The organism is Aeromicrobium sp. 636 (assembly GCF_024433585.1).
GTDB classification, from domain to species: Bacteria; Actinomycetota; Actinomycetes; order Propionibacteriales; family Nocardioidaceae; genus Aeromicrobium; species Aeromicrobium senzhongii.
In genome coordinates, this window is the sequence record NZ_WNJU01000002.1 from 127,546 (window position 1) to 149,902 (window position 22,357).

Below are 22,357 nucleotides of genomic sequence, written 5' to 3' on the forward strand. Positions count from 1 at the left end.
TAGTCACATCGAGGCCGTATCGTGGTCGCGTGCTCGAGGAACTCCTGGACCCGATGAAGAACCCGGTCACCTACGCGGTGCCGTTCTTCCTGCTCAGCATCGCGATCGAGGTCGCCGCCCTGCGGTGGCTCGACCACGACGACAACGTCACGGGCTACGCGTTCAAGGACGCGCGCACGTCGATCTCGATGGGCGTCGGCTCCATCGTGTTCCTGACGACCTTCAAGGTCATCACGTTCTTCGGGTTCGTGTTCGTCTTCGCCCATGCGGCGCTGTTCGAGCTGTCGACCTCGGCCTGGTGGTACTGGCCGACGCTGATCATCGCGCTGGACTTCTGTTACTACTGGCACCACCGCTTCAGTCACCGCGTGCGGATCGGCTGGGCCGGACACCAGGCCCACCACTCCAGCGAGTACATGAACTTCGGGACGGCGCTCCGGCAGAAGTGGAACCCCTGGTTCGAGTTCTTCTTCTGGCTGCCGTTGCCGTTGTTGGGCTTCGCGCCCTGGACCTTGTTCGCAGCGTTCGCGGCCAACCTGATCTATCAGTTCTTCGTGCACACCGAGATGGTCGGCAAGCTGCCGCGCCCCATCGAGTGGGTCTTCAACACGCCGTCGCACCACCGGGTGCACCACGGCTCGGATCCGGAGTACCTGGACAAGAACTACGGCGGCATCCTCATCGTCTGGGACCGCCTGTTCGGCACGTTCCAGCCCGAGCTGCACCGGCCGCGCTACGGACTGACCCACCCCGTCGAGACCCACAACCTGCTGACGCTGCAGTACGGCGACTACCGCAAGATGGCCGCCGACGTCCGCGCGGCGGCCACGTGGCGCGAGAAGCTCGGGTACGTGCTCGGGCCTCCGGGATGGCGCCCCGACGGCTCGGTCGAGCGCGGCCGGGCCGAGGCCGGCACCAGCTGATCGTCCACGCCTCGCGATGTTTCAGATCCGTGTCGTCACGATGGGCGCGGCGGCCGTTCCCCTCGTAGGGTGTTGGAAATCGGCGACATGAACCTCGAGAGGATCCGCGATGGCCAAGGACAAGAGCGACAAGAAGCTCCACGAGAAGGTCGGTGACCTGACCAAGGAGATCCGCAAGGCCAGCAAGTCGGCCGAGAAGGAGATCGGCAAGGCACGCAAGTCCGCCGAGAAGACCGCTGCCAAGCAGGTCGACCGGGCGATGAAGTCCGCGTCGAAGCAGATCGACCGCGTGAAGTCCGACGTGGCGCAGGTCCGTGACACCACGGCCAAGCAGATCGCCGACCTGACCGCGGCCGTCGACCAGCTGCGGTCCGAGATCGCGAAGCAGGCCCGCAACGCCACCGGACGTGGCGGGGAGTCCACCTCCTCGGCGGCTGCCGCCGCTCCCGCCCCGGCGGGTGCCTCGCAGCCGATGGACCCCGCCGACTCCACCCCGTCCTCCGAGCCGCCCGTGGCCTCGGCCGCGGCCGAGAAGCTCGCGGCGGCCGATCCGGACGTCCCGGATCGCACGACCACGCCGGGCACCACGTTCACGACCGACGAGCAGCCCACCAACCGGACGACGGCACGCAAGGCGCCGGCCAAGAAGAGCTCGGCCAAGAAGGCTCCGGCCAGGTCCGCGAACGGCACCAGCTCGGCGACCACGAAGAAGGCGGCCGCGAAGAAGACGACGGGCGCCGGCACCTCCACGGCCGCGAAGAAGACGACGGGCGCCGGCACCTCCACGGCCGCGAAGAAGTCCGCGGCGAAGAAGACCGCGGCGAAGAAGACGGCCACCAAGAAGGCGACCACGGCGAAGAAGACGACCGCGAAGAAGTCGCCCACGGCGACGCCGGGCGCCTCGGACACCCAGGCCGCCGCGACCCCCGGTCGCAAGACGGCCGCCCGGAAGGCGAGCACGCCGCCGTCGACGACCGGCACGACGACCCCGCCGCCCGCGACGCCGCAGAGCGGTGCCGGGGCGGACGTCCCCGCCGCCGACTGAGTCGAGCGGTCGCCCAGGTCACGTGGGCCGGCGGTGCACCTTCCACTGCGCGGCCTGGGCGACCGGCTTGATGACCATCAGGTCGATGTCGACGTGCGCGGGTCGCGTCGCGACCCAGCAGATGGCGTCGGCGATGTCCTGCGCCACGAGCGGCTCGTCGACCCCGGCGTACACGGCGTCGGCGCGCTCCTGGTCGCCGTCGAACCGGGTGAGGCTGAACTCCTCGGTCTTGACCATGCCCGGAGCGATCTCGGTGATGCGCACCGGCTGACCGTTCAGCTCCAGCCGCAGGGTCTCGGTGACCGCCGCCAGCGCGTGCTTGGCGGCGGTGTAGCCGCCCCCGCCCTCGTAGGTGATGTGGCCGGCGGTCGAGCCGACGTTGATGATCGTGCCCGCGCCGGAGGCGATCAGCGCCGGAGCGAGCGCCTGGGTCACGGCCACGGTGCCGAGCACGTTCGTCTCGTACATCCAGCGCCAGTCCGCGAGGTCGGCCTCGGTGACGGGGGACATCCCCTTGGCGCCGCCGGCGTTGTTCACCAGCAGGTCGAGTCGGTCGCCGACGACCTCGACCAGACGTGCGACGTCGTCCGGTGCGGTGATGTCGCAGGGCACGGCGGTGGCGCCGATCTCCTCGGCGAGACGCTCGATGCGCTCGCGTCGGCGGGCGACGGCGAAGACGGTGTATCCAGCGGCGGACAGGGCGCGGGCGGTGGCCTCGCCGATCCCGCTGCTGGCGCCGGTCACGACTGCTGTGGGCATGGGGACAGCGTGCCAGAATGGATCGCATGTCTGCTCGCGGGATCCGTCGTGTCGCGATGCTCTCGGCGCACACCTCTCCGTTGGATCAGCCCGGCACGGGCGACGCCGGCGGCATGAACGTGTACGTGCTGGAGCTGTCGAGGCAACTGGCCGCCCACGGCGTCGAGGTCGAGGTCTTCACGCGCGCCACGTCGCGCCACCTGCCGCCCGTGGTCGACGCCGGTGACGGGATCCGGGTCCACCACGTGGCCGCCGGCCCGTTCGAGGGCCTCACGAAGGACGAGCTGCCCAGTCAGCTGTGCGCCTTCGTCCGCGACGTGCTGCGCGTCGAGGCACGCCACGACCCCGGCTACTTCGACCTCGTCCACTCGCACTACTGGCTCTCGGGCCAGGTCGGCACCGTGTTGCGCGAGCGCTGGGGCGTCCCGCTCGTGCACTCGATGCACACGATGGCGAAGGTCAAGAACGCCGCGCTGGCCAGCAACGACCGACCCGAGCCCGTCGGTCGTGTCGCCGGCGAGGAGGAGATCGTCCGGTTCGCGGATCGGCTGATCGCCAACACCGCCGAGGAGCGCCGCGAGCTGATCGACCTCTACGACGCGGACCCGAGCGCGGTCGCCGTCGTCCACCCGGGTGTCGACCTGGGCGTCTTCACGGGTTCGGTGCCCGACGACGAGCCGCCCCTGATCGTCTTCGCCGGCCGCATCCAGCCGCTCAAGGCCCCCGACGTGGTGCTGCGGGCCTCCGCCCTGATCGACGTGCCGCACCGCGTCGCGATCATCGGCGGCCCTTCCGGCAGCGGCCTGGACCGCCCGACCGAGCTGACCGACCTCGCGCGCGACCTCGGCATCGCCGATCGGGTCGAGTTCGTCCGCCCGGTCACGCAGGCCGAGTTGGCGCAGTGGTACTCGCGCGCCGCCGTCGTCTGCGTGCCGTCGCACAACGAGTCGTTCGGGCTCGTCGCCATCGAGGCCCAGGCGTGCGGCACCCCGGTCGTCGCGGCGGCGGTCGGCGGTCTCACCACGGCGGTCGCGGACGGTGTCACGGGCACGCTCGTCGACGGCCACGATCCGGCCGACTACGCGGCGGCGATCCGGCCGTACCTGGCCGACGCGGCCTTCCGGCGCGAGGCCGGCGCCAAGGCCGTCCACCACGCGGAGTCGTTCGGGTGGGACGTCACCGCCGAGCGCACCCTCGACGTCTATGCCGCCGCCCTGCGGGACCGCGCGGCGGCGCGGAAGGAGAGCCGATGACCGACGCCCGCGACGTGATCGTCGCAGCACTGGACGAGGCCGGGCTCGAGTACGTCCGTCACGGTGAGGACGTGTTCGAGGTCGAGCTGCCGGGCGTGCGCAAGCTCAAGACCGCCTGCCGGCTGGAGGTCGGGAAGCACGCCCTCGGCGTGCACGCGTTCGTCGCGCGCCGCCCCGACGAGAACCACGAGGCGGTCTACCGCTGGCTGCTCGAGCGCAACCTCAAGCTCTACGGGGTCGCCTTCGCGCTGGACGCCGCCGGCGACATCTACCTCGACGGGCGTCTCCCGCTCCAGGCGATCACGGCCGACGAGATCGACCGGATCCTGGGCTCGGTGCTCTCCTACGCCGACGAGTCGTTCAACCCGATCCTCGAGCTGGGCTTCGCGTCGAGCATCCGCAAGGAGTGGCGCTGGCGCGAGTCGCGCGGCGAGTCCACGCGCAATCTCGACGCCTTCCGCCACCTGCGCCCGCAGGACTGACCCTTCGGTCCCGTCGCGTAGCGTGGTCGCCGTGAAAGCCATCGTGTTCGCCGACGTGGTGGACGCCTGGTCCTACGTCGGCGCCGTCCGGTTCGAGCGGGCCGCGGCCCTGTACACGATCGTGACCGGCGAGCCGGTCGAGATCTCGTACCGTGCGGCCGCGTTCGAGGCGCCGGCCGCCGTCGAGGGCGTCGCCGCGGCCGCCCGCATCACCGGCATCGAGCTCAACGCCGACGAGGTCGTCCCGGCCGACTCGACCGACGCCTGGCGCCTGCTGACCTGGGCCGCCGAGTCCGGTGCCGACGTGCAGCGCGAGCTCTTGCACCAACTGTGGCGCGCGTACTTCCTCGAGGGGACGGACATCGCGGACTCCTTCGTCCTGGCCAGCCGGGCCGCCCTGGTCGGACTCGACCTCGAGACCGCCGATGCGCTGCTGGCGAGCGACGAGTTCCGGACCGAGGTCACCGATCAGCGTGAGACGGCGGCGGCCATCGGGGCGACCTCCTCGCCCTTCGTCGTCGTCGAGGCCCGCTACACGCTCGCGGGCGTCCATTCCCAGGACGACTACCTCCGGGCCCTGCAGTCCATCGCCACCCAGCACTAGGGTGGGATCCATGAGCACCTTGGTCCTGCTGCGTCATGGACACAGCGAGTGGAACGCACTGAACCTCTTCACCGGTTGGGTCGACGTCGACCTCAACGAGCAGGGCGTGCAGGAGGCGTTGCGCGCGCCCCAGCTGTTGAGCGAGGCCGGCATCCTGCCGGACGTCTCGCACACGTCGCTGCTGCGACGGGCGATCCGCACGTCCGAGATCACCCTCAACGGCATCGACCGGCACTGGGTCCCGGTCAAGCGCAGCTGGCGTCTGAACGAGCGTCACTACGGCGCCCTGCAGGGCAAGGACAAGAAGGAGACCCTCGAGGAGTTCGGCGAGGAGCAGTTCATGACCTGGCGCCGCTCGTACTCGACGCCGCCGCCGGCGCTGCCCGACGACTCGGAGTTCAGCCAGGTCGGTGACGCGCGCTACGCCGAGCTGCCCAGTGAGCTGATGCCCCGCACCGAGTGCCTGGCCGACGTCCTCGACCGCATGCTGCCCTACTGGTACGACGAGATCGTGCCGGACCTGCGGGCGGGCAAGACGGTCCTGGTCACGGCGCACGGCAACTCGCTGCGCGCCCTGGTCAAGCACCTGGACGGGCTGGGCGAGGACGAGGTCGTCGGCCTGAACATCCCCACCGGCATCCCGTTGGTCTACGACCTCGACGACGACGTCAAGCCCACGACGCGCGGGGGCCGGTACCTCGACCCCGCTGCCGCCGAGGCCGCCATCGCCGCCGTCGCCAACCAGGGCCGCTGACGCCGCAGGTTTACCACGGGACCGTGGTAATTCCGCGCCTCCCCAGGGAAGTTTCCCGAGGGAAGCGCTGGTTTACCACGGGACCGTGGTAAACCGTCAGGCGTACTTGTAGCCCAGGCCCCGGACGGTGGTCAGGACGGTCGGGTGGGCGGGGTCGTCCTCGATCTTCGCGCGCAGTCGCTTGACGTGGACGTCGAGCGTCTTCGTGTCGCCGACGTAGTCCGACCCCCACACCCGGTCGATCAGCTGGCCGCGGGTCAGGACGCGGCCGGAGTTGCGCAGGAAGAACTCGAGCAGCTCGAACTCCTTGAGCGGCAGCTTGACCTCCTGGCCGTCCACCGAGACCAGGTGTCGGTCGATGTCCATGCGGACGGCGCCGACCTCGATCACGGCGTCGTCGTCGGGCTCCTCGGCGGCGCCGCGACGCAGGACCGCACGGATCCGCGCCACCAGCTCGCGGGGGGAGTACGGCTTGGTCACGTAGTCGTCGGCTCCCAGCTCGAGGCCGACGACCTTGTCGATCTCGGTGTCCTTCGCGCTGACCATGATGATCGGCACCGACGAGCTCTGGCGGATGGTGCGGCACACCTCGGTGCCCGGCAGTCCGGGCAGCATGAGGTCGAGCAGGATGATGTCCGCGCCGCCGCGCTCGAAGGCGGTCAGGGCGTCGGGACCGGTCTCGGCGACCGCGACGTCGTAGCCCTCCTTGCGCAGGACGTACGACAGGGCCTCGCTGTAGCTGGCCTCGTCCTCGACGATCAGGACCTTGGTCACTCGTGCTCTCCTTCATCGATGTCCCGCGCCGGCAACACCAGCGTGAAGGACGAACCGAGGCCCGGCTCACTCCAGACCTCGACGGTACCGCCGTTGCTGGCGGCGACATGCTTGACGATCGACAAGCCCAGGCCGGTGCCCCCGGTGGCGCGGGCGCGCGCCGGGTCGACCCGGTAGAACCGCTCGAAGATCCGCTCCTGCTCCTCCGGGGCGATGCCCACTCCGTGATCCGACACGGTGATCCGCACGTCCTGGCCGTCACCCACGGCCGCGACCGCCACGGCCGATCCGGCCGGGCTGTACGTCACGGCGTTCTCGACCAGGTTGCTGACGGCGGCGTGCAGCTGGGCCCGGTCGCCGCGCACGTGGAGGTCGGACTGGACGTCCTGCGTGATCTCGATGCCCTTGGCCTCGGCGTCGGTGCGCGAGTGCTCGACGGCCTCGGCGACCAGCTCGTCGACCTTGACGGTGCGCGCGTCGTCGCTGACCACATCGGCCTGCAGGCGCGACAGGTCGATGATCTGCTGGACGAGTCGGGTGAGGCGTTCGCTCTCGGTCTGCATCCGGGCGGCGAACCGCTCGACCGCCTCAGGGTCGTCGCGTGCCTCGCCGACGGCCTCGGCGAGCAGGCTGATCGCGCCGATCGGGGTCTTGAGCTCGTGGCTGACGTTCGCGACGAAGTCGCGCCGCAGCGCCTCGACGCGCTGCTCGGTGGTGCGGTCCTCGACCAGGGCGAGCACCAGTCCGTGCGACAGCGGTGCGACCCGGGCGCGGACGTAGACCGGGGGACGGCGCCGGGCGCGGATCTCGAACTCGGCCTCGCGGACCTCGCCGTAGCGACGCACCTGGCGCACGAGGTCGAGCAGCTCGGCGCTGCGGAGCCGGTCGTCGTCGGTCACGAAGCCGAGGCCGATCGCCGCGGCCGAGGCGCGCAGGACGCGCTCGTCGCGGTCCAGGACCAGGGCCGAGGACCGCAGCACCGAGAGCACGGTGACGATGTCGGGCGGGACCGCCGGCGTCCCGGTCGCCGGGACCCTCTCCTGCGAGCGCTCGGAGAACCGCCACACGTACGTGATGACGGCACCCAACACGACGCCCGCGGCACCGGCCAGGATCGAGGAGACCTCCACGAGGTCGATCGTAGGCTGCCCGTGGGGGCGCGCCGTCACCGAGAGCCCTCGGCCGCCGGGGTTTCCGTCACCGTTCACCGGGCGTTCACCGCACGTCGCCGGGCATTCATGCAGCGCCCCTAGCGTCGAGCCATGCGCGACCAGTACTACGAGCAGCTCGACCACATCGTCGACGAGCTCGTCCTCATCACCGACCGGGTCCGAACCGCCGTGGCCGATGCGACCACGGCCCTGCTCGAGACCGACCTTCCGACCGCCGAGCGGGTGATCGGCGGCGAGGGCGACATCGAGGAGTCGATCGACGAGGTCGAGGAGCGCGCCCTCGTGCTGCTCGCCACCCAGCAGCCCGTCGCCGGCGACCTGCGCCAGCTGGTGTCGACGCTGCGCATGGTGGCCGACCTGCAGCGCATGAGCGCCCTGGCGGTCCACGTCTCCAAGATCGCGCGGCGGCGCATGCCGGTCTCGGCCGTGCCCGAGCCGGTCCGGCCGCTGATCCGCGACATGGCGAACGTGGCGCACTCGATGATCGGGTCGGCCGCCCGCATCGTGTCCGAGCGCGACCTCGACGCCGCCGCCGCCCTCGAGTTCGAGGACGACGAGATGGACCGCCTGCGCCAGGAGCTCTTCCGCGTCCTGCTGGAGGGGACGTGGGAGCACGGCGTCGACACGGCGATCGACCTGGCGCTGCTGGGGCGCTACTACGAGCGCATGGGGGACCACGCGGTGAACATGGCCCGCCGCGTCGTCTACCTCGTCACGGGGGAGCTGCCGGTCGCCTGACCGGATGAACGACGAACGGCCCGGGCGATCCGCCCGGGCCGTTCGTTCGTGCTGTGTTCGTGGGGTGGTCATCCCGCCGGCGGCGAGGTGTCCTCCTGGTCGTCGTTGGTCTCCGGCATGGCCGGGTCGGTCTCGTCCTCCTGCGGCGTCGCGGTGGCGCCGGGCTTCGGACGCTTGGCGACGCTGTCGTACATGCTGTCGCGCGCCACGATCGGCACCTCGAGGCTGGAGTCGCCGCCGGGCGTCGCCGCGAAGCTGATGGTGACGTAGTCGCCCGCGGTCACCTCGACCAGCTTGACGACGATCTCGCCCTCGGCGCCGAGCGTGAGCAGCTGCTGCGGCTTGACCGAGATGGGGCGGGGGAGCTTCTTGGCGGCGCCGTCGATCGAGACCGTCTCGATGGTCTGGGCCTCGTTGGCGAGCAGGCCACCGGAGAACGTCGCGGTGCCGTCGCCGTTGTCGACGAGCAGGCCGTTGAAGACCTGGACGGGGCCCGTTCGCAGGTCCGAACCCACGGACGCTTGGTACTGCTGGTTGGTCTGCGCGCGGAAACTCGTGCCGCAGGCGGAGAGCGCGAACGGGGCGATCAGGGCCAGGGCGACGGTGGCGACGGTGCGACGAGTGCTCACCTTGGCATGGTATCCGGCACGGTCGGAGATGAACGCAGGCAGGGTACTCGTTCCCTTCTGTTATTCTAGTCACCTAGGAAAGGTGCTTGCTCCATGGCTTTCTCTGTCGGCGAAACCGTTGTGTATCCGAACCACGGCGCTGCGGTCATCGAAGACATCGAGGTCCGGACCATCAAGGGTGAGGACCGCGCGTACCTCGTTCTCCGGATCATCGCTCAGAACGATTTGGTCGTGCGCGTGCCGGCCGACAATGTCGACCTGGTGGGGGTGCGCGATGTGGTCGACGAAGCGGGACTGGAGCGAGTCTTCAGTGTCCTTCGTGCCGAACACGTCGAAGAGCCCACCAACTGGTCCCGACGGTACAAGGCGAATCTGGAGAAATTGCACTCCGGTGACGTCCTGAAGGTGGCCGAGGTCGTTCGCGACCTGTGGCGGCGTGATCACGAGCGTGGCCTCTCGGCCGGTGAGAAGCGGATGCTGGCCAAGGCGCGCCAGATCCTCGTCTCCGAGCTCGCGCTCGCCGAGAACACGAACGAGGACAAGGCCGAGACCCGTCTCGACGAGGTCCTCGCCTCCTGATTCGAACACCATGAGAAACGCCCGGCTCCGGCCGGGCGTTTCTCATGTCCGGGGTCTCACAGGCACGCCATGCCGAGCGCGACCAGGTCGTCGACGAACTCCTCGCGGGTCAGCGGCGGATCCTCGTCGAGCACGAAGCGGACCGTCAAGGACTCCACGGCCAGGACGATGAGCCACGAGGAACGTGCCGGATCGCGCTGCCGGCCGTGTGCCGGGAGCCGTCCGCCGAGGTAGGCCCGCAGTAAATCGCGCACCCGCCGCTCCAGGCCGAGCCGGTCGTCCAGGTGCCGCGACGCCGGCAGTTCCTGCCAGACCACGCGCAAGAGGGTGGGGTCGCGCTGCAGCGCCGTCAGCAGCGCCTCGGCGGTCGCCCGTGCCATCGCCGCGGGCTCGTCGTGGACGTGGTCGACCAGGGCCGCGACCACGTCCTCGGCGAGCCGGTCGACGTAGCGCGACGTCACCTCCTCGACGATCGCCGCCTTGTCGGGGAAGTACTGGTAGAGCGAGCCGGGACTGACGCCGGCGCGGTCCGCCACCCGGTTCGTGGTGAGTCGCTCGTACCCGTCGGCCACGAGCACGTCGCGAGCCGCGTCGACGATCGCGTCGACCATCTCGCGGGATCGCTGTTGTCGCGGGACTTTGCGCAGGGCCATGACGCGAATTGTATGCGAGTGATTGCTCGTGTCAGGGTGACGGCATGACCCAGGTGTCCGTATATCCGTCGCGCTTCCGCTCGGCCGAGCAGCGAGGCCGTCGCCTCGGCCGCGTGCTCAAGTACGCCGGGGGTGTCTCGCAGGTCGACGACGGGCTCCTCGACCGGATCGGCCGCGCCTTCAACGAGCAGGACGAGACCGGCGCCCGGTTCGCCGCCGCCATGCGACGTCCGGTCGGTGATCCGGAGCGCGTGACGATGGAGCAGTTCACGCGGGCGCTCCAGCAGGGCGTGGGGGCCGTCGAGGCCGCCCCGCCGGCGCTGGTCGACCTCGTCGGTCCGGCCGAGCAGGACCCGCCGTGGCTCAACCGCGAACTGGTGGACGAGGGAGCGCGCGTGTACCGCCGGTTCGGGCGCAATGCGGCCGATGTGTTGTTGCAGCTCGCGCTGATCGGCGGCTACCGGTTCGGCGGCCCGCCGGACCTGCTGGTGGCGACCGGCGCGCTGACGGGCGACAGCACGCGTCGGCGTCTCGCCGAGACCCAGTCCTGGGCCGTGGCCGTGACGACGCCCGGTGGCCTCGAGCCCCATGGCGACGGCTGGCGGACCACGCTGCACGTGCGCGCCATGCACGCGCTGGTGAACCAGGCCATGGCGCCGCGCTGGGACACCGAGCGCTGGGGACTGCCGATCAACCAGGCGGACCAGGCCGGGACCCTCGGACTCTTCGACGGCACGGTGCTGATCGGCGTGAAGGCACTGGGCGTCCCGGTGAGCCGGGCGGAGTCCGACGCGGTGATGCACCTGTGGAAGTACGTCGGATGGCTCATGGGCGTCGACGAGTCCTGGCTGGTCGAGACCGAACGCGAGCGGCACCGCATGAACTACCACGTGGTCCTGGCCCAGGCCGGCATCACGGAGGCAGGCCCGCGCCTGTCGCAGGACATCATCTCGGTGCTCGGCACGCTGCCGCACGGTCGCTGGAAGACGGAGCGGAACCTCAGCATGCTGAGCGTCTTCCTCGGCCGCGAGAGCATGCGCGAGCTCGGCCTGCCGTGGCGCCCGCCGTGGGCGCTGGCGATGCTCTGGGGCGCGAACACGGCGCGCTACCGCGTGCTCGGCCGCCTGCCCGGCGGTCGCGAGCGGCTGGATGTCGCGGGCGCAGCCGTGGCCCAGAAGATCCTGGCCGAGTACTACGACTCGGACGACCGCGCGGTCGCCGAGCTGCCTGCCTGAGGCGCCCCGCACTCCACTTTTGGAACCGGATCCACCTTCTCGGACAGATTCGACGTGGATCCAGTTCCAAAAGTTGGAAGGGGGGGGAGGAGGAGGGCCGGGTCGAGCGGGACTCCGTCAGACAACGAGGGCGACGGCGATCGCGGCGATGCCCTCACCGCGTCCGGTGAGGCCCAGCCCGTCGGTCGTGGTGCCCGAGAGTGACACCGGTGCCCCGATCGCCTCGGACAGCACGGCCATCGCCTCGTCGCGGCGGCCGGAGAGGCGCGGCTCGTTGCCGATCAGCTGGACGCTGACGTTGCCCACGGCCAGACCGGCCTCGCGCACGAGCTCGGCGGTCCCGCGCAGGAACTCCAGGCCCGAGGCTCCGGCGTAGCGCGGGTCGGCCGTGCCGAAGCGGCTGCCGATGTCGCCCAGTCCGGCGGCCGTCAGCACCGCGTCGACCATCGCGTGGGCCACGCAGTCGCCGTCGGAGTGCCCCTCGAGTCCGCGCGGGGCGTCGGGCCAGTGCAGTCCGGCCACCCACAGGGGACGGCCCTCGACGAGCTGGTGCACGTCGGTGCCGATGCCGACCCGGGGAATGCTCACGTCCTGCACCCTAGTCGGGTCAGAACTTCAGCCGCTCGGCCGTCGGCGCGATGACGTAGGTGACGCCGCCGCTGCCCTTGAGCCAGGCCCGCTCGAACTGCGCGCGGTCGTAGACGCGACGCACCTGCGAGTTGGTCCGTCCCGCCGGATCGTTCACGATGACGTCGCCCGTGGCGGTGAAGCCGCGCACGACGAGGAGGTGGCCGGGCGTCGAGCTGATCGGGGCGCCCGTGAGCTGGCCGCGACCGAACGCGACCGAGGCGATGACCGGGACGCCCTGCTTGATGTACGACTCGATCGGTCGCAGGTTCACCAGCCGGTGGACGACCGCGTCGGTGCCGAAGCGCGACGCATACGCGGTGTTGAACGGCCAGGTGCCGGTGCCGCGGTAGGAGGAGTCGTAGCTGTAGCGAGCGGCATGATCGACCTGCGGATCCGCGCCCTTGGCGAACGCGGTCGCCTTCTTCGACGGGCCCAGGCCCCAGTACCGCAGCACCATCGACGTCGAGGTCGGCGAGCACCAGGCCTCGCCGCCGCCACCGAACTGCGGGAAGTGACCTCGGTGGATCATCTGCGAGTACGCCGGGACCTTCAGGTCGATCGTCCGGGTCATCGAGGTCTTGGAGGTCTTGGCCGTCTTGCTGACGTAGGTCGACGACACTCCGGTGACGGCGCGGACGACCGGGGACTTCACCTTCGTGGTCTTGCGCCAGGCCGACACCTGGATCTGCCAGCGGGTGAACGACTTGCCGGAGCGGGCCCGGACGATGTCCGTGTCGAGCTGGGCGAGGGCGTCGGCCTGCTTGCCGTACGTCGTGCGCTTGCCGCCGGCGAGGGCGTGGCGCCACTGCGCCACCGTCTTCCACGACGAGACCTTCGAGCCGTCGGCGACGCGGACGTAGACCTTGAGCCACGTGCCGTCGGGCATGCGGCCGACGTTCCACGAGGGGAGCAGTGCGGTGCTGCGTTGCGGGGTCGACACCCACGGCGACCGCCACATCTTGCCCTTCTTGCCCGCGGGGATGACCAGATTCGGCGTCCAGCGGGTGAGCTGCGGCTTGGGGTGGGAGGCGGCCTCGGCCGGCGCCGTGGCCAGCCCCGGCGCGATCAGAACGGACGTCAGCAGGGCGGTGAGCACTGCCGCGACGGGGAAGAGTCGGCGGATCACCGCCTCAGGCTAGGTGAAATGTGTGACCAGCGGTAGGGAAGTGGCGGGGCAGGCAGGAATCGACGCGGTCCGGACACCGTGCTGCGGCCGATACTCTTGACTCGTGACGCTGCACCTGTACGACTCCGCCAGCCGTGAGCTGAAGCCGCTCGACCCCGTCGTGCCCGGCAAGGTCGGCATCTACCACTGTGGACTGACGGTGCAGGGTCCTCCGCACATCGGGCACATCCGCAAGGAGCTCGTGTTCGACGTGCTGCGTCGTTGGCTGGAGCGGTCGGGCCTCGAGGTCACGATCATCGCCAACGTCACCGACATCGACGACAAGATCCTCGCCAAGGCGCGCGAGCAGGGTCAGCCCTGGTTCGCGGTCGCGTACGAGAACGAGCGCGCACTGCACGCCGCGTACGAGGTCCTCGGCTGCCGCCCGCCCACCTATGAGCCGCGCGCGACGGGCCACGTCCCCGAGATGATCGAGATGATCGAGACCCTCATCGAGCGCGGTCACGCCTATCCGGCCACCGACGGCTCCGGCGACGTGTACTTCGACGTCCGCTCGTGGCCGGACTACGGCGAGCTGTCGAACCAGCGCATCGACGACATGCAGGCGGCGCCCGACGCCCCGGCCGAGGGCAAGCGGGACCCCCGCGACTTCGCGCTGTGGAAGGGCCGCAAGGCCGACGAGCCCGAGTCGGCGTCCTGGCCGACCCCGTGGGGACGCGGTCGCCCCGGTTGGCACCTCGAGTGCTCGGCGATGGCCGCGAAGTACCTCGGCACCGAGTTCGACATCCACGGCGGCGGCCTGGACCTGCGCTTCCCGCACCACGAGAACGAGCTGGCCCAGTCCCGGGCCGCGGGACAGCGGTTCGCCCGCGTCTGGATGCACAACGCGATGCTCAACCTGGGCAACTCCAAGATGAGCAAGAGCGTCGGCAACACGCTCGCCGTCAGCGAGGTCGTCAAGCGCGTGCCCGCGATCGCCCTGCGCTACTACCTGGTCGCGGCGCACTACCGCTCGATCATCGAGTTCAGCGAGCAGTCCCTGGCCGAGGCGGCCACCGCCTTCGAGCGGATCGAGGGCTTCTGCCTGCGCGCCGCCGAGCTGGTCGGCGCGGGCGAGCCGGGCGACGTCCCGGTCGCGTTCACCGAGGCCATGGACGACGACCTCGCCGTGCCCGCCGCGCTGGCCGTGCTGCAGGCCGCGGTCGGCGAGGGCAACCGGCTGGTCGCCGACGGTCCGTCGCCGGAGCTGGCGCAGACCTTGGCCTCGGTGCGGGCGATGCTGGACGTACTGGGACTCGACCCGTTCACCTGGGCCACGACGCAGGGCGAGTCCTCCGCGACCGTCGACGCGCTGGCCCAGCTCGTCGACGCGCTGGTGGCCGCGCGCGCCGAGGCCAAGGCCGCCAAGGACTGGAACCGCGCGGACGAACTGCGCGATCAACTCACTGCTGCGGGGATCGAACTCGAGGACACGCCCTCGGGGACCCGCTGGAACCTGAAGGGTGGCCACTGATGGCCGGCAACAGCAAGCGCAAGGGTGCGATCAAGAAGACGGGCAAGGGCAACCCCACCGCCGGTTCGGGCGGCCGTCGCCGTCAGGGACTGGAGGGCAAGGGCCCGACGCCTCGTGCCGAGGATCGTCCCTACCACAAGAAGCACAAGATGGCCCAGGCCGCCGAGAAGCGTCAGTCCGGTCGGCCGAAGCGTCGCAACGACGACGGCCCCGAGCTGGTCGTGGGCCGCAACTCGGTCGTCGAGCTGCTGCGGGCCAACGTGCCCGTCGTGGCGCTGCAGATCGCCGAGGGCATCGACCGTGACGACCGCGTGCGCGAGATCTTCCAGCTCGCGGCCGACCGCCACGTGCCGCTGCTCGAGGTCGCCCGCGTCGAGCTCGACCGGATCACGTCCGGTGCGGTGCACCAGGGTGTCGCGGCGAAGCTCGAGGCGTACGACTACGCCGATCCGGACGAGCTGCTCGACCTGGCCGCCGAGCGTGGCGAGCCGGCGCTGATCGTCCTGCTCGACGGCATCACCGATCCGCGCAACCTGGGTGCCATCGTGCGCTCGGCCGCGGGCTTCGGCGTCCACGGCGTCGTGATCCCCGAGCGCCGGGCGGCGCACATGACGGCGGCGGCGTGGAAGACCTCCGCCGGTGCCGCCGCGCGCGTGCCCGTGGCCCGCGCCACCAACCTGACGCGCCAGATCAAGGCGTACCAGGAGGCCGGACTCATGGTGATCGGCCTGGCCGCCGACGGCGACGTCGCGCTGCCCGACATGGACCTCGCCGACGGCCCGCTGGCGGTCGTCATCGGCAGCGAGGGCAAGGGCCTCTCGCGCCTCGTGAGCGAGACCTGCGACCAGCTGGTGTCGATCCCGATGTCGTCGTCACTGGAGTCGCTCAACGCGGGCGTCGCGGCCGGCATCACGCTCTACGCGATCAGCCAGGTCCGCGCCTGAGGCACGGACCTGCTCAGCTGCCGAGCACCTGCCGCAGGTAGTCGTTGGTGAACTTGCGGCCGGGATCGAGCCGGTCGCGGACGCCGAGGAAGTCGTCGAACCGCGGGTAGACCTTGCGGAAGTGGTCGGAGCCCAGGGTGTGCATCTTGCCCCAGTGCGGTCGGCCCTCGTGGGCGATGAAGATGTCCTGCATCGCCGCGAAGTACGACGTCGGGTCGGTGCGGTGGTACTGGTGCACGGCGATGTAGACGTTGTCGCGGCCGTGGCCGGTCGAGAGCCAGATGTCGTCGGCGGCCGTGAAGCGGACCTCGACGGGGAACGAGACGTGCTCGCCGGAGCGCGCGTACCACCGGCGCATCTCGGCGATGGCCTCGGCGGCCGCGGCTCGCGGCAGGGCGAACTCGGACTCGCGGAACCGCACGCGGCGCGGCGAGATGAACACCTCGTGCGACGTGTCGGTGTACTCGCGGGCGCCGAGCACCGAGCCGCTGACCGCGTTGATCCGGGGGATCAGCGCGGGCCGGCGGCTGGCGATGCGCTGGATGCGCTCGTAGACCGTGTTCGACAGGAACTCGTCGTCGAGCGTGTGCCGCCAGCGTGGCAACGGGGCGCGCGGCGTTCCCTCGGGCACACGGTTGTTGCGCTTGGTGAGCGCCCGATCGGTGTGCGGGAAGAAGTAGAACTCGAAGTGGTCGTTGCCGTCGACGAGCTGGTCGAGGTCGGTCAGCACCTCGGGCAGCGCCATCGGCTCCTCACGCGCGTGCAACAGAAACGCCGGGACGCACTGCAGCGTGACCTCGGTGACGATGCCGAGGGCGCCGAGGCCGACACGGGCCGCGTCGAACATGTCGTGGCCCCGGTCGATCTCGAGCACCTCGCCCTCGGCGGTGACCAGCTGCAGGGCGGCCACGGCGCGGGCGATGCCGAACAACCGGGCGCCCGTGCCGTGCGTGCCCGTGGACGTGGCTCCGGCGACGGACTGTGGATCGACGTCGCCCAGATTGGGCAGCGCGAGGCCCAGCGCGTCGAGGCGCCGGTTCAGGTCGTGCAGCGAGATGCCCGCCTGGACCCGGACCAGGCCCGTGGTCGTGTCGGCGTGCAGGATCCGATTCATCGCGTCCAGCCGCAGCAGGGCGCCGTCCGTGGCGGCGACGGGGGTGAAGGAGTGGCCCGCGCCGACCGCCTTCACCTGCGGGTGCTCGCGGACGAACGCGATGACCTCGTCGGTGGAGGCCGGACGGCCTACCACGGCCGGGTGCGCCGTGACGTTGCCGGCCCAGTTCTGCCAGGTGGTCATCCGAAGTTCTTCCCCTCACCACGGTAGGTCGGGATCATCGTGGCGTGGCCGGCCTGGTCGACCAGGGCCACGCGGTCGAACCGCTCGCACATCTCGCCGGCCTTCGCGTGCCGGAAGAGCACGCGGTCGCCGATCGTCAGGGAGCGCGCCACCTTGCCGTGCAACGGGGTCTGGACCTCGCCGGCGCCCTCGGCGGAGTACAGCTCGAGGCCCTCGGGCCACACCGGCGTGGGGACCCGGGAGTCACCCGGCGGGCCGGAGGCGATGTACCCGCCGCCGAAGCACGTGACCGCGTCGCGCGAGGGTTTGCGCACCACCGAGAGCGCGAAGAAGGCCGAGGGACGCGGTGTGAAGGAGCGGTAGCCGTCGAAGAGGGTGGGCACGAACAGGCCCGAGCCCGCGGCCAGCTCGGTGATCGAGGAGTCGCCGCGCCAGACGTCGAGACTGCCGGTGCCGCCGGCGTTGACGATCTGCAGGTCGGTCATGTTCGACACCGCCTTGACGATGCGGCGACGTCGGCGGCGCAACTCGCCGGCGGAGCGGCGCTTGACCATGCGGACGGCCGCGCCGCTGTCGGGCAGGCCGGCGATCTGAGCGTCGTAGAACATCAGGCCCACCAGGTCGAAGCCCGGACGCTCGCTGATCTCGGCGGCGATCCGCTTCGCCTCGCGCGTGGTGTGGACGGGGGAGCGGTGGGCGCCCAGGTGAGCGCCGAACATCCGCAGGGACGCGTCGACGTCGAGGCAGACGCGGATCGGCGGGTGGCCCGGACCGGTGTACGCGTCGATGAGGTCGAGCGCCTCGAGGGAGTCGACCATGACCGTGATCGAGGCCAGCCGGCGTTCGTCCGAGACGAGGTCGGCGTACGCCTCGCGCTCGACGCTGGGGTAGGCCAGCAAGATGTCGTCGACGCCATGGTCGGCCAGCCACACGGACTCGGCCAGCGAGTACGTCATGACGCCACGGAAACCGTCCAGGGTCAGCGCGTTCTTGATGATCGTGCGGACCCGGATCGACTTGGTCGCCAGGCGGATCGGCACGCCGTTCGCCCGCCGGACGAGGTCGCTCGCGTTGGCCCACAGGGCCTCCTCGTCGATCACCGCGAAGGGCGTGTCGAGCAGGTTCGTGGCGCGCAGGAGGCGGGGATACGGGGGAGTGAGGGAAGGAGGGGCCACGGGGCCAGTATGCATACTGGTCGGGTGCGTCGACCGGTCCTGCTGCTCGTGTTGGTGTCCTTCGTGCTCGCCGCCTGCACGTGGCGTTCGGACGACTCCGACCGTGGCGATGCGCCCGAGCCCCAGCCCACGCCCACGACGTCGATCTCGTTCGAGGACCTGGGCGTCGCGGACTGGCCGTCGCCTGACGAGGCGCGGTTCCCCGAGCCTCCGGCGCGTCCGGAGTGGCTGGCGGCCGAGGAGTACGCGCGCATGGTCGCGGCCGTGCGGACCTGGGCGGTCCAGGCCGTCGCGTCCCCCGAGCAGGTCGGTGCCGGACTGCCCGAGGAGCTGGCCGCGATGATCGCCGACGCCGGAGAGGATGACGCGGTGGCCCCGGCCCTCGCGCAGGGCAACGTGCTCGACCCCGGTCTCGAGGTGCTGGCGACCGGCCTGACGGGCGCCTGGACGCTGTCGGACGACGGGGAGTCGATGAACCTCGCGCTGCAGACGCGGGCGGCCTACGAGGTCAGGACGCCCGACGGGCCGGTGCGCGTGATCGGCGTGTTGCGGACCCAGGGCATCATCGCCGGCCCCGACACCCCGGAGTGGGGGACGGTCATGGGCTGGCAGGAGTTCGGTGCGGCGGACTGCGCCATCGCCCTGGACGGCTTCCTCACCGCCGGCGGCGACGCCGACGACCTGCAGTCGGATCTCGGCACCTTCGCCGAGATCGGCAACGGCGACGAGGCGATCACGCCCGAGCTGCCCGACGACCAGCTCGTCGACGAGGACTTCAAGCGCCGCTGTGAGGCCGGACGGGTCTGAGGCTCGCTAGGATGAGCCGGGCGGCACGGCCGCCCATGCCCCTGTAGCTCAGTCGGTAGAGCGCTTCTCTTGTAAAGAAGATGTCGCGGGTTCGAATCCTGTCGGGGGCTCCACCGGTCGTCAGTCCGTCCAGGGATCCTCGCGCCGCCACAGCGTCGGCAGGTGCAGCCGCACCCCGTCGCGCTCGGCCAGCGTGCGCAGGACGCGCACCGTCACGTCGAGGTCGTCCCCGGCATAGGGCAGGGCGCGCAGCGGTGCCGTGAGCGGGCGGAAGAAGTCGTCCCAGTGCGTCATCACCACGCGCCGTGCCCCGACCGCCGAGACCGTGTGGCGCCAGTACTGCGCGATGTAGTCCTCGCCGAGCACGCCCAGTTGTCCGACGCCGAGGTAGACCACGTCGGCGCGGGTGCCGTCCAAGGCTCCCGGTACGAACCCGGCACTGCCCTGCACGAGCGTGGACCCCGTGGCGGGGTGCTCGACCAGCAGCGACCACGCCTCGCCGCAGCGATAGGCCTTCGCGCGCGCGGGCGTGCGCAGGGGTTCGTCGATGGTGCCGGGAAAGCGATCCGGCGGGCAGTGCGCCGACGGCACTCCCGTGACGGTCCAGGGCCCGTAGGCGGTCGGGGTGGCCGGCGCCAGGAGCCGGGTCTGCTCGGGATCGAGGTCCGCGCCACGGCCGACCTGCAGGGTGGAGGTACCGCCGACGAGGAGCGCCCCCGTGCGCCGCGCCACCTCGGGGGAGTCCATGACGTGGTCGAAGTGGCTGTGGACCGGCAGGACCGCCTCGACCCGCGGCGCCGTCGCCCCGATCAGGCCGAGTCGCTCGAGGGCCGCGTCGATCCGCTCGGGCACCGGAGCGATCGTTCCGAGTCCCACCTTCACCAGCGACGGCCGCGAGAAGAACCCGTCGATCACCAGGGCCGACTCGCCGTCGTCGAAGGAGAGCGTCGAGACCCCGGCGAAGGTCACCGCCGGCGCGCCCGGCGCCGCCTCGGGGGCGTCGAACAGGCTCGCGTGGGCGGACAGGTCGGGGCGACCGAGCTTGATGCGCATGGACGCACCCTAGGGCGGCGCGGTCCTCGGCGGAGACGGAGAAGCCCGATTCGGGGGGTGGGCAGACCCGCCTCGCGTCGTTAGGGTGAGCCCCACTGAGGACCTAGGGGGCCACGTGTCGCAGATCGAGCACCGCGTCGAATTGGACGCCGACCTGACGAATCCGGACTATTCCGGGCTCGTCCTGACCGACGAGGAGATCGCCGCAGGCGCGCACCGCACGTTCGTCGGCGGCGTCTGGGACTCCCATGGCAAGCACCAACTGGACTTCCTGATCTCGCAGGGCCTGAAGCCGCACCACAAGCTGATGGACGTCGGCTGCGGCTCCTTCCGGGCCGGCCGGCACTTCATCGACTACCTCGACGCCGGCAACTACTACGGCATCGACGCCAACCACTCGGTGATGCAGGCCGGCTACGACAACGAGCTCTCGGACGAGCAGCGCGCGAAGCTGCCGATCGAGAACCTGAGGGCGAACGATCGCTTCGACACCGACTTCGGCGCGACGTTCGACTACGCGATCGCCAACTCGGTCTTCACCCACGTCTCGTTGAACCACATCCGGCTGTGCATGTACCGGCTCGACAAGGTCATGGCGCCGGGCGGCTCCTTCTACGCCACGTACTTCGTGCGCAAGAAGTCCGTGCCGATCGACGCGGTCAAGCCGATCAAGCGCCGCAACAAGGGCTACTTCACCGAGAAGAACAACTACGTCTACTACCGCGAGGACCTGCGCTGGGCGGCGAAGTGGGGCGACTGGTCGTACACGTGGATCGGCGACTGGGGGCATCCGGCCAACCAGCAGATGGTCAGGTACAGCAAGCTCACGCCCGAGCAGGTCGAGGAGCGTCGCGCCGCCCGTGAGAAGGCCGCCAACCCCGGCCGGGTGCGCCGGATCGCCCGGCGCATCGTCGGCTGACGCCCGTCGGACGGCTACGCGACGGGTTACGGTCGAGGCATGGAGTCCACGCATCTGCCGTCCCTCGGAAGCGACCTGCTCGACCAGGCACGCGCCTCACACGCGGGCCGCAGTGCGGCGGCCCTGCACCCGGGGCGTCACCATCACCTGCGCCAGACCGTGATCGCGCTGGCGGCGGACCACCGGCTCGACGAGCACGAGGCGCCGCCGGAGGCGACCCTGCAGGTGCTCACCGGATCGGTGCGGCTGACCGCAGGCGAGGAGAGCTGGGATGGATCAGCCGGCGACCTGCTGGTGATCCCCGACCACCGCCATGACCTGCTGGCACTCGAGGACGCCGTCGTCCTGCTGACCACGCTCGTCGACGCGACCTGACCGGGAGGGCCGATCAGCGTGCGCCGGGCCACCTGAGACGATGCAGTCCATGGACGTTCCCCAGCCGCACAGCGACTTCATCTTGACCTTCGCCTGCCCCGACCGGGTGGGCATCGTGGCGACGATCGCCTCGACGCTGGCGCAGGACGGTTGGACGATCACCGAGAGCCAGCAGTACGCCGATCCCGACACCCGGCGCTTCTTCATGCGGGTGCGATTCGCCGCCGACCGCGAGGTCGAGCTGGAGCAGATGCGGGCGATGCTGTCCCCGGCCCTCGAGCCGTTCGAGATGGACTGGGAGCTGCACGACGCGACCGCTCCGCTGCGCGTCGTCGTCATGGTCTCCAAGCAGGGACACGTGCTCAACAACCTGCTGTTCCACACCCGGCAGGGTCAGCTGCCGATCGAGATCGTCGCGGTCGTGTCGAACCACCCCGACTGGCGCGACGTGGTCGAGTGGCACGGGATCGAGTTCCACCAGATCCGCGTGACCCCCGAGACCAAGCGCGAGACCGAGCAGTTCGTCCTGGATCTGATGGAGCGCACGCAGGCCGAGGCGCTGATCCTGGCCCGGTACATGCAGATCCTGACCGACCAGATGTGCCGCGACGTCCACGGCCGCGCCATCAACATCCACCACTCGCTGCTGCCGAGCTTCAAGGGCGCGCGACCCTACGAGCAGGCGCACCGGCACGGGGTGAAGGTCATCGGCGCCACGGCACACTACGTCACGGCCGACCTCGACGAGGGGCCGATCATCGAGCAGGACTTCCGCCGTGTCGACCACCGCTCGTCGGCCGCGGAGCTGGCGGCGATGGGTCAGGACCTCGAGGCGCGCGCGCTGGTGCACGCGGTGCGCGCGCACGCCGAGCACCGGGTACTGCTCAACGGGATGAAGACGGTCGTCTTCGACTGACG

General features: G+C 70.6%; 25 protein-coding genes and 1 tRNA gene. 16 read left to right on the top strand and 10 right to left on the bottom strand.

Features of this window, described 5'->3' with window-relative positions; all coding sequences use genetic code 11:
• Positions 1 to 29 precede the first annotated feature (29 nt).
• The gene (locus GL325_RS07210; protein WP_249379069.1) at positions 30 to 923 is read left to right on the top strand and encodes a sterol desaturase family protein; all 894 of its coding nucleotides are present in this window, start codon (positions 30 to 32) and stop codon (positions 921 to 923) included.
• A 109-nt stretch (positions 924 to 1,032) separates the two neighbouring features.
• Positions 1,033 to 1,968, top strand: coding sequence for a hypothetical protein (locus GL325_RS07215; protein WP_187769107.1), 936 nt, complete (start codon positions 1,033 to 1,035; stop codon positions 1,966 to 1,968).
• A gap of 18 nt (positions 1,969 to 1,986) precedes the next feature.
• Here GL325_RS07215 and GL325_RS07220 read toward each other — a convergent pair whose 3' ends face one another.
• The gene (locus GL325_RS07220; protein WP_154596499.1) at positions 1,987 to 2,727 is read right to left on the bottom strand and encodes an SDR family NAD(P)-dependent oxidoreductase; all 741 of its coding nucleotides are present in this window, start codon (positions 2,725 to 2,727) and stop codon (positions 1,987 to 1,989) included.
• 26 nt (positions 2,728 to 2,753) lie between these two features.
• Between GL325_RS07220 and mshA the strand changes: the two genes are divergently transcribed.
• The 4 genes from mshA to GL325_RS07240 are packed head-to-tail and all read left to right on the top strand — an operon-like array spanning position 2,754 to position 5,820.
• Complete coding sequence (gene mshA, locus GL325_RS07225) at positions 2,754 to 3,980, top strand: D-inositol-3-phosphate glycosyltransferase (protein ID WP_187769108.1); 1,227 nt, start codon at positions 2,754 to 2,756, stop codon at positions 3,978 to 3,980.
• A complete protein-coding gene (locus GL325_RS07230) occupies positions 3,977 to 4,462 on the top strand; it encodes a YbjN domain-containing protein (protein WP_187769109.1) in 486 nt (161 codons plus the stop codon). The genes mshA and GL325_RS07230 overlap by 4 nt, the downstream gene beginning before the upstream one ends.
• 31 nt (positions 4,463 to 4,493) lie before the next feature.
• Positions 4,494 to 5,066: a DsbA family protein gene (locus GL325_RS07235; RefSeq protein ID WP_187769110.1), complete on the top strand. Its 573-nt coding sequence runs from the start codon at positions 4,494 to 4,496 to the stop codon at positions 5,064 to 5,066.
• Between the two features lie 10 nt (positions 5,067 to 5,076).
• Positions 5,077 to 5,820 (top strand): phosphoglyceromutase, encoded by a 744-nt coding sequence (locus tag GL325_RS07240; protein ID WP_154596503.1) that lies wholly within the window; start codon positions 5,077 to 5,079, stop codon positions 5,818 to 5,820.
• Between the two features lie 96 nt (positions 5,821 to 5,916).
• Here GL325_RS07240 and GL325_RS07245 read toward each other — a convergent pair whose 3' ends face one another.
• Both GL325_RS07245 and GL325_RS07250 read right to left on the bottom strand, forming a co-directional pair.
• Positions 5,917 to 6,594, bottom strand: a complete 678-nt coding sequence (locus GL325_RS07245) for a response regulator transcription factor (RefSeq protein ID WP_187411568.1) — start codon at positions 6,592 to 6,594, stop codon at positions 5,917 to 5,919.
• Complete coding sequence (locus tag GL325_RS07250) at positions 6,591 to 7,724, bottom strand: ATP-binding protein (protein ID WP_255955767.1); 1,134 nt, start codon at positions 7,722 to 7,724, stop codon at positions 6,591 to 6,593. Before GL325_RS07250 ends, GL325_RS07245 begins: the two co-directional genes overlap by 4 nt.
• A 132-nt stretch (positions 7,725 to 7,856) precedes the next feature.
• Here GL325_RS07250 and phoU point away from each other — a divergent pair, with 132 nt between their 5' ends.
• Positions 7,857 to 8,504, top strand: a complete 648-nt coding sequence (gene phoU, locus GL325_RS07255; RefSeq protein ID WP_187769111.1) for a phosphate signaling complex protein PhoU — start codon at positions 7,857 to 7,859, stop codon at positions 8,502 to 8,504.
• 68 nt (positions 8,505 to 8,572) lie between these two features.
• On the opposite strand, the gene GL325_RS07260 is transcribed toward phoU, so the two are convergent.
• Positions 8,573 to 9,133, bottom strand: a complete 561-nt coding sequence (locus tag GL325_RS07260) for a hypothetical protein (protein ID WP_154596505.1) — start codon at positions 9,131 to 9,133, stop codon at positions 8,573 to 8,575.
• Between the two features lie 93 nt (positions 9,134 to 9,226).
• Here GL325_RS07260 and GL325_RS07265 point away from each other — a divergent pair, with 93 nt between their 5' ends.
• Positions 9,227 to 9,712: a CarD family transcriptional regulator gene (locus tag GL325_RS07265; RefSeq protein ID WP_154596506.1), complete on the top strand. Its 486-nt coding sequence runs from the start codon at positions 9,227 to 9,229 to the stop codon at positions 9,710 to 9,712.
• Positions 9,713 to 9,768: 56 nt separating this feature from the next.
• On the opposite strand, the gene GL325_RS07270 is transcribed toward GL325_RS07265, so the two are convergent.
• A complete protein-coding gene (locus tag GL325_RS07270) occupies positions 9,769 to 10,365 on the bottom strand; it encodes a TetR/AcrR family transcriptional regulator (RefSeq protein WP_222865791.1) in 597 nt (198 codons plus the stop codon).
• 44 nt (positions 10,366 to 10,409) lie between these two features.
• Between GL325_RS07270 and GL325_RS07275 the strand changes: the two genes are divergently transcribed.
• On the top strand, positions 10,410 to 11,600 hold the full coding sequence (locus tag GL325_RS07275; protein WP_187769112.1) for an oxygenase MpaB family protein: 1,191 nt from the start codon (positions 10,410 to 10,412) through the stop codon (positions 11,598 to 11,600).
• A 117-nt stretch (positions 11,601 to 11,717) separates the two neighbouring features.
• Here the strand turns inward: GL325_RS07275 and ispF are convergent, their stop codons facing one another.
• Both ispF and GL325_RS15955 read right to left on the bottom strand, forming a co-directional pair.
• A complete protein-coding gene (gene ispF / locus GL325_RS07280) occupies positions 11,718 to 12,188 on the bottom strand; it encodes a 2-C-methyl-D-erythritol 2,4-cyclodiphosphate synthase (RefSeq protein WP_222865790.1) in 471 nt (156 codons plus the stop codon).
• Positions 12,189 to 12,207: 19 nt separating this feature from the next.
• The gene (locus GL325_RS15955; RefSeq protein ID WP_187769113.1) at positions 12,208 to 13,356 is read right to left on the bottom strand and encodes a peptidase C39 family protein; all 1,149 of its coding nucleotides are present in this window, start codon (positions 13,354 to 13,356) and stop codon (positions 12,208 to 12,210) included.
• A gap of 103 nt (positions 13,357 to 13,459) precedes the next feature.
• Between GL325_RS15955 and cysS the strand changes: the two genes are divergently transcribed.
• Entirely contained in the window at positions 13,460 to 14,869 is a 1,410-nt protein-coding gene (gene cysS, locus GL325_RS07290) for a cysteine--tRNA ligase (protein WP_187769114.1), read from the top strand.
• Positions 14,869 to 15,813: a 23S rRNA (guanosine(2251)-2'-O)-methyltransferase RlmB gene (gene rlmB / locus GL325_RS07295; RefSeq protein ID WP_154596509.1), complete on the top strand. Its 945-nt coding sequence runs from the start codon at positions 14,869 to 14,871 to the stop codon at positions 15,811 to 15,813. Before cysS ends, rlmB begins: the two co-directional genes overlap by 1 nt.
• A gap of 13 nt (positions 15,814 to 15,826) precedes the next feature.
• Here rlmB and GL325_RS07300 read toward each other — a convergent pair whose 3' ends face one another.
• Together GL325_RS07300 and GL325_RS07305 are read right to left on the bottom strand one after the other, a co-directional pair.
• Positions 15,827 to 17,110 (bottom strand): D-arabinono-1,4-lactone oxidase, encoded by a 1,284-nt coding sequence (locus GL325_RS07300; RefSeq protein WP_187769115.1) that lies wholly within the window; start codon positions 17,108 to 17,110, stop codon positions 15,827 to 15,829.
• Entirely contained in the window at positions 17,107 to 18,285 is a 1,179-nt protein-coding gene (locus GL325_RS07305; RefSeq protein WP_255467061.1) for an amino acid deaminase/aldolase, read from the bottom strand. Before GL325_RS07305 ends, GL325_RS07300 begins: the two co-directional genes overlap by 4 nt.
• Before the next feature lie 24 nt (positions 18,286 to 18,309).
• On the opposite strand from GL325_RS07305, the gene GL325_RS07310 reads away from it, so the two are divergent.
• A complete protein-coding gene (locus GL325_RS07310; RefSeq protein ID WP_187769116.1) occupies positions 18,310 to 19,092 on the top strand; it encodes a hypothetical protein in 783 nt (260 codons plus the stop codon).
• 37 nt (positions 19,093 to 19,129) lie between these two features.
• Positions 19,130 to 19,205: transfer RNA gene (locus GL325_RS07315), tRNA-Thr, on the top strand.
• A gap of 7 nt (positions 19,206 to 19,212) precedes the next feature.
• Here the strand turns inward: GL325_RS07315 and GL325_RS07320 are convergent.
• A complete protein-coding gene (locus tag GL325_RS07320) occupies positions 19,213 to 20,145 on the bottom strand; it encodes an MBL fold metallo-hydrolase (protein ID WP_187769117.1) in 933 nt (310 codons plus the stop codon).
• A gap of 115 nt (positions 20,146 to 20,260) precedes the next feature.
• Here GL325_RS07320 and GL325_RS07325 point away from each other — a divergent pair, with 115 nt between their 5' ends.
• Genes GL325_RS07325 through purU form a run of 3 tightly spaced genes read left to right on the top strand, consistent with a single transcriptional unit; the run spans position 20,261 to position 22,355 of the window.
• A complete protein-coding gene (locus GL325_RS07325) occupies positions 20,261 to 21,064 on the top strand; it encodes a class I SAM-dependent methyltransferase (RefSeq protein ID WP_187769118.1) in 804 nt (267 codons plus the stop codon).
• Between the two features lie 39 nt (positions 21,065 to 21,103).
• Positions 21,104 to 21,439: a cupin domain-containing protein gene (locus tag GL325_RS07330; protein WP_154596515.1), complete on the top strand. Its 336-nt coding sequence runs from the start codon at positions 21,104 to 21,106 to the stop codon at positions 21,437 to 21,439.
• A gap of 49 nt (positions 21,440 to 21,488) precedes the next feature.
• Positions 21,489 to 22,355 carry a formyltetrahydrofolate deformylase gene (purU, locus tag GL325_RS07335; RefSeq protein ID WP_222865789.1) on the top strand — a complete coding sequence of 289 codons (867 nt, stop codon included), beginning with the start codon at positions 21,489 to 21,491 and terminating at the stop codon, positions 22,353 to 22,355.
• Positions 22,356 to 22,357: the final 2 nt, after the last annotated feature.

Coding starts and splice junctions, on each gene's coding strand:
- GL325_RS07215 (WP_187769107.1), top strand. CDS start 1,033: ATGGCCAAGGACAAGAGCGACAAGAAGCTCCACGAGAAGGTCGGTGAC.
- GL325_RS07220 (WP_154596499.1), bottom strand. CDS start 2,727: ATGCCCACAGCAGTCGTGACCGGCGCCAGCAGCGGGATCGGCGAGGCC.
- mshA (WP_187769108.1), top strand. CDS start 2,754: ATGTCTGCTCGCGGGATCCGTCGTGTCGCGATGCTCTCGGCGCACACC.
- GL325_RS07230 (WP_187769109.1), top strand. CDS start 3,977: ATGACCGACGCCCGCGACGTGATCGTCGCAGCACTGGACGAGGCCGGG.
- GL325_RS07240 (WP_154596503.1), top strand. CDS start 5,077: ATGAGCACCTTGGTCCTGCTGCGTCATGGACACAGCGAGTGGAACGCA.
- phoU (WP_187769111.1), top strand. CDS start 7,857: ATGCGCGACCAGTACTACGAGCAGCTCGACCACATCGTCGACGAGCTC.
- GL325_RS07265 (WP_154596506.1), top strand. CDS start 9,227: ATGGCTTTCTCTGTCGGCGAAACCGTTGTGTATCCGAACCACGGCGCT.
- GL325_RS07270 (WP_222865791.1), bottom strand. CDS start 10,365: ATGGCCCTGCGCAAAGTCCCGCGACAACAGCGATCCCGCGAGATGGTC.
- GL325_RS07275 (WP_187769112.1), top strand. CDS start 10,410: ATGACCCAGGTGTCCGTATATCCGTCGCGCTTCCGCTCGGCCGAGCAG.
- rlmB (WP_154596509.1), top strand. CDS start 14,869: ATGGCCGGCAACAGCAAGCGCAAGGGTGCGATCAAGAAGACGGGCAAG.
- GL325_RS07300 (WP_187769115.1), bottom strand. CDS start 17,110: ATGACCACCTGGCAGAACTGGGCCGGCAACGTCACGGCGCACCCGGCC.
- GL325_RS07320 (WP_187769117.1), bottom strand. CDS start 20,145: ATGCGCATCAAGCTCGGTCGCCCCGACCTGTCCGCCCACGCGAGCCTG.
- GL325_RS07330 (WP_154596515.1), top strand. CDS start 21,104: ATGGAGTCCACGCATCTGCCGTCCCTCGGAAGCGACCTGCTCGACCAG.
- purU (WP_222865789.1), top strand. CDS start 21,489: ATGGACGTTCCCCAGCCGCACAGCGACTTCATCTTGACCTTCGCCTGC.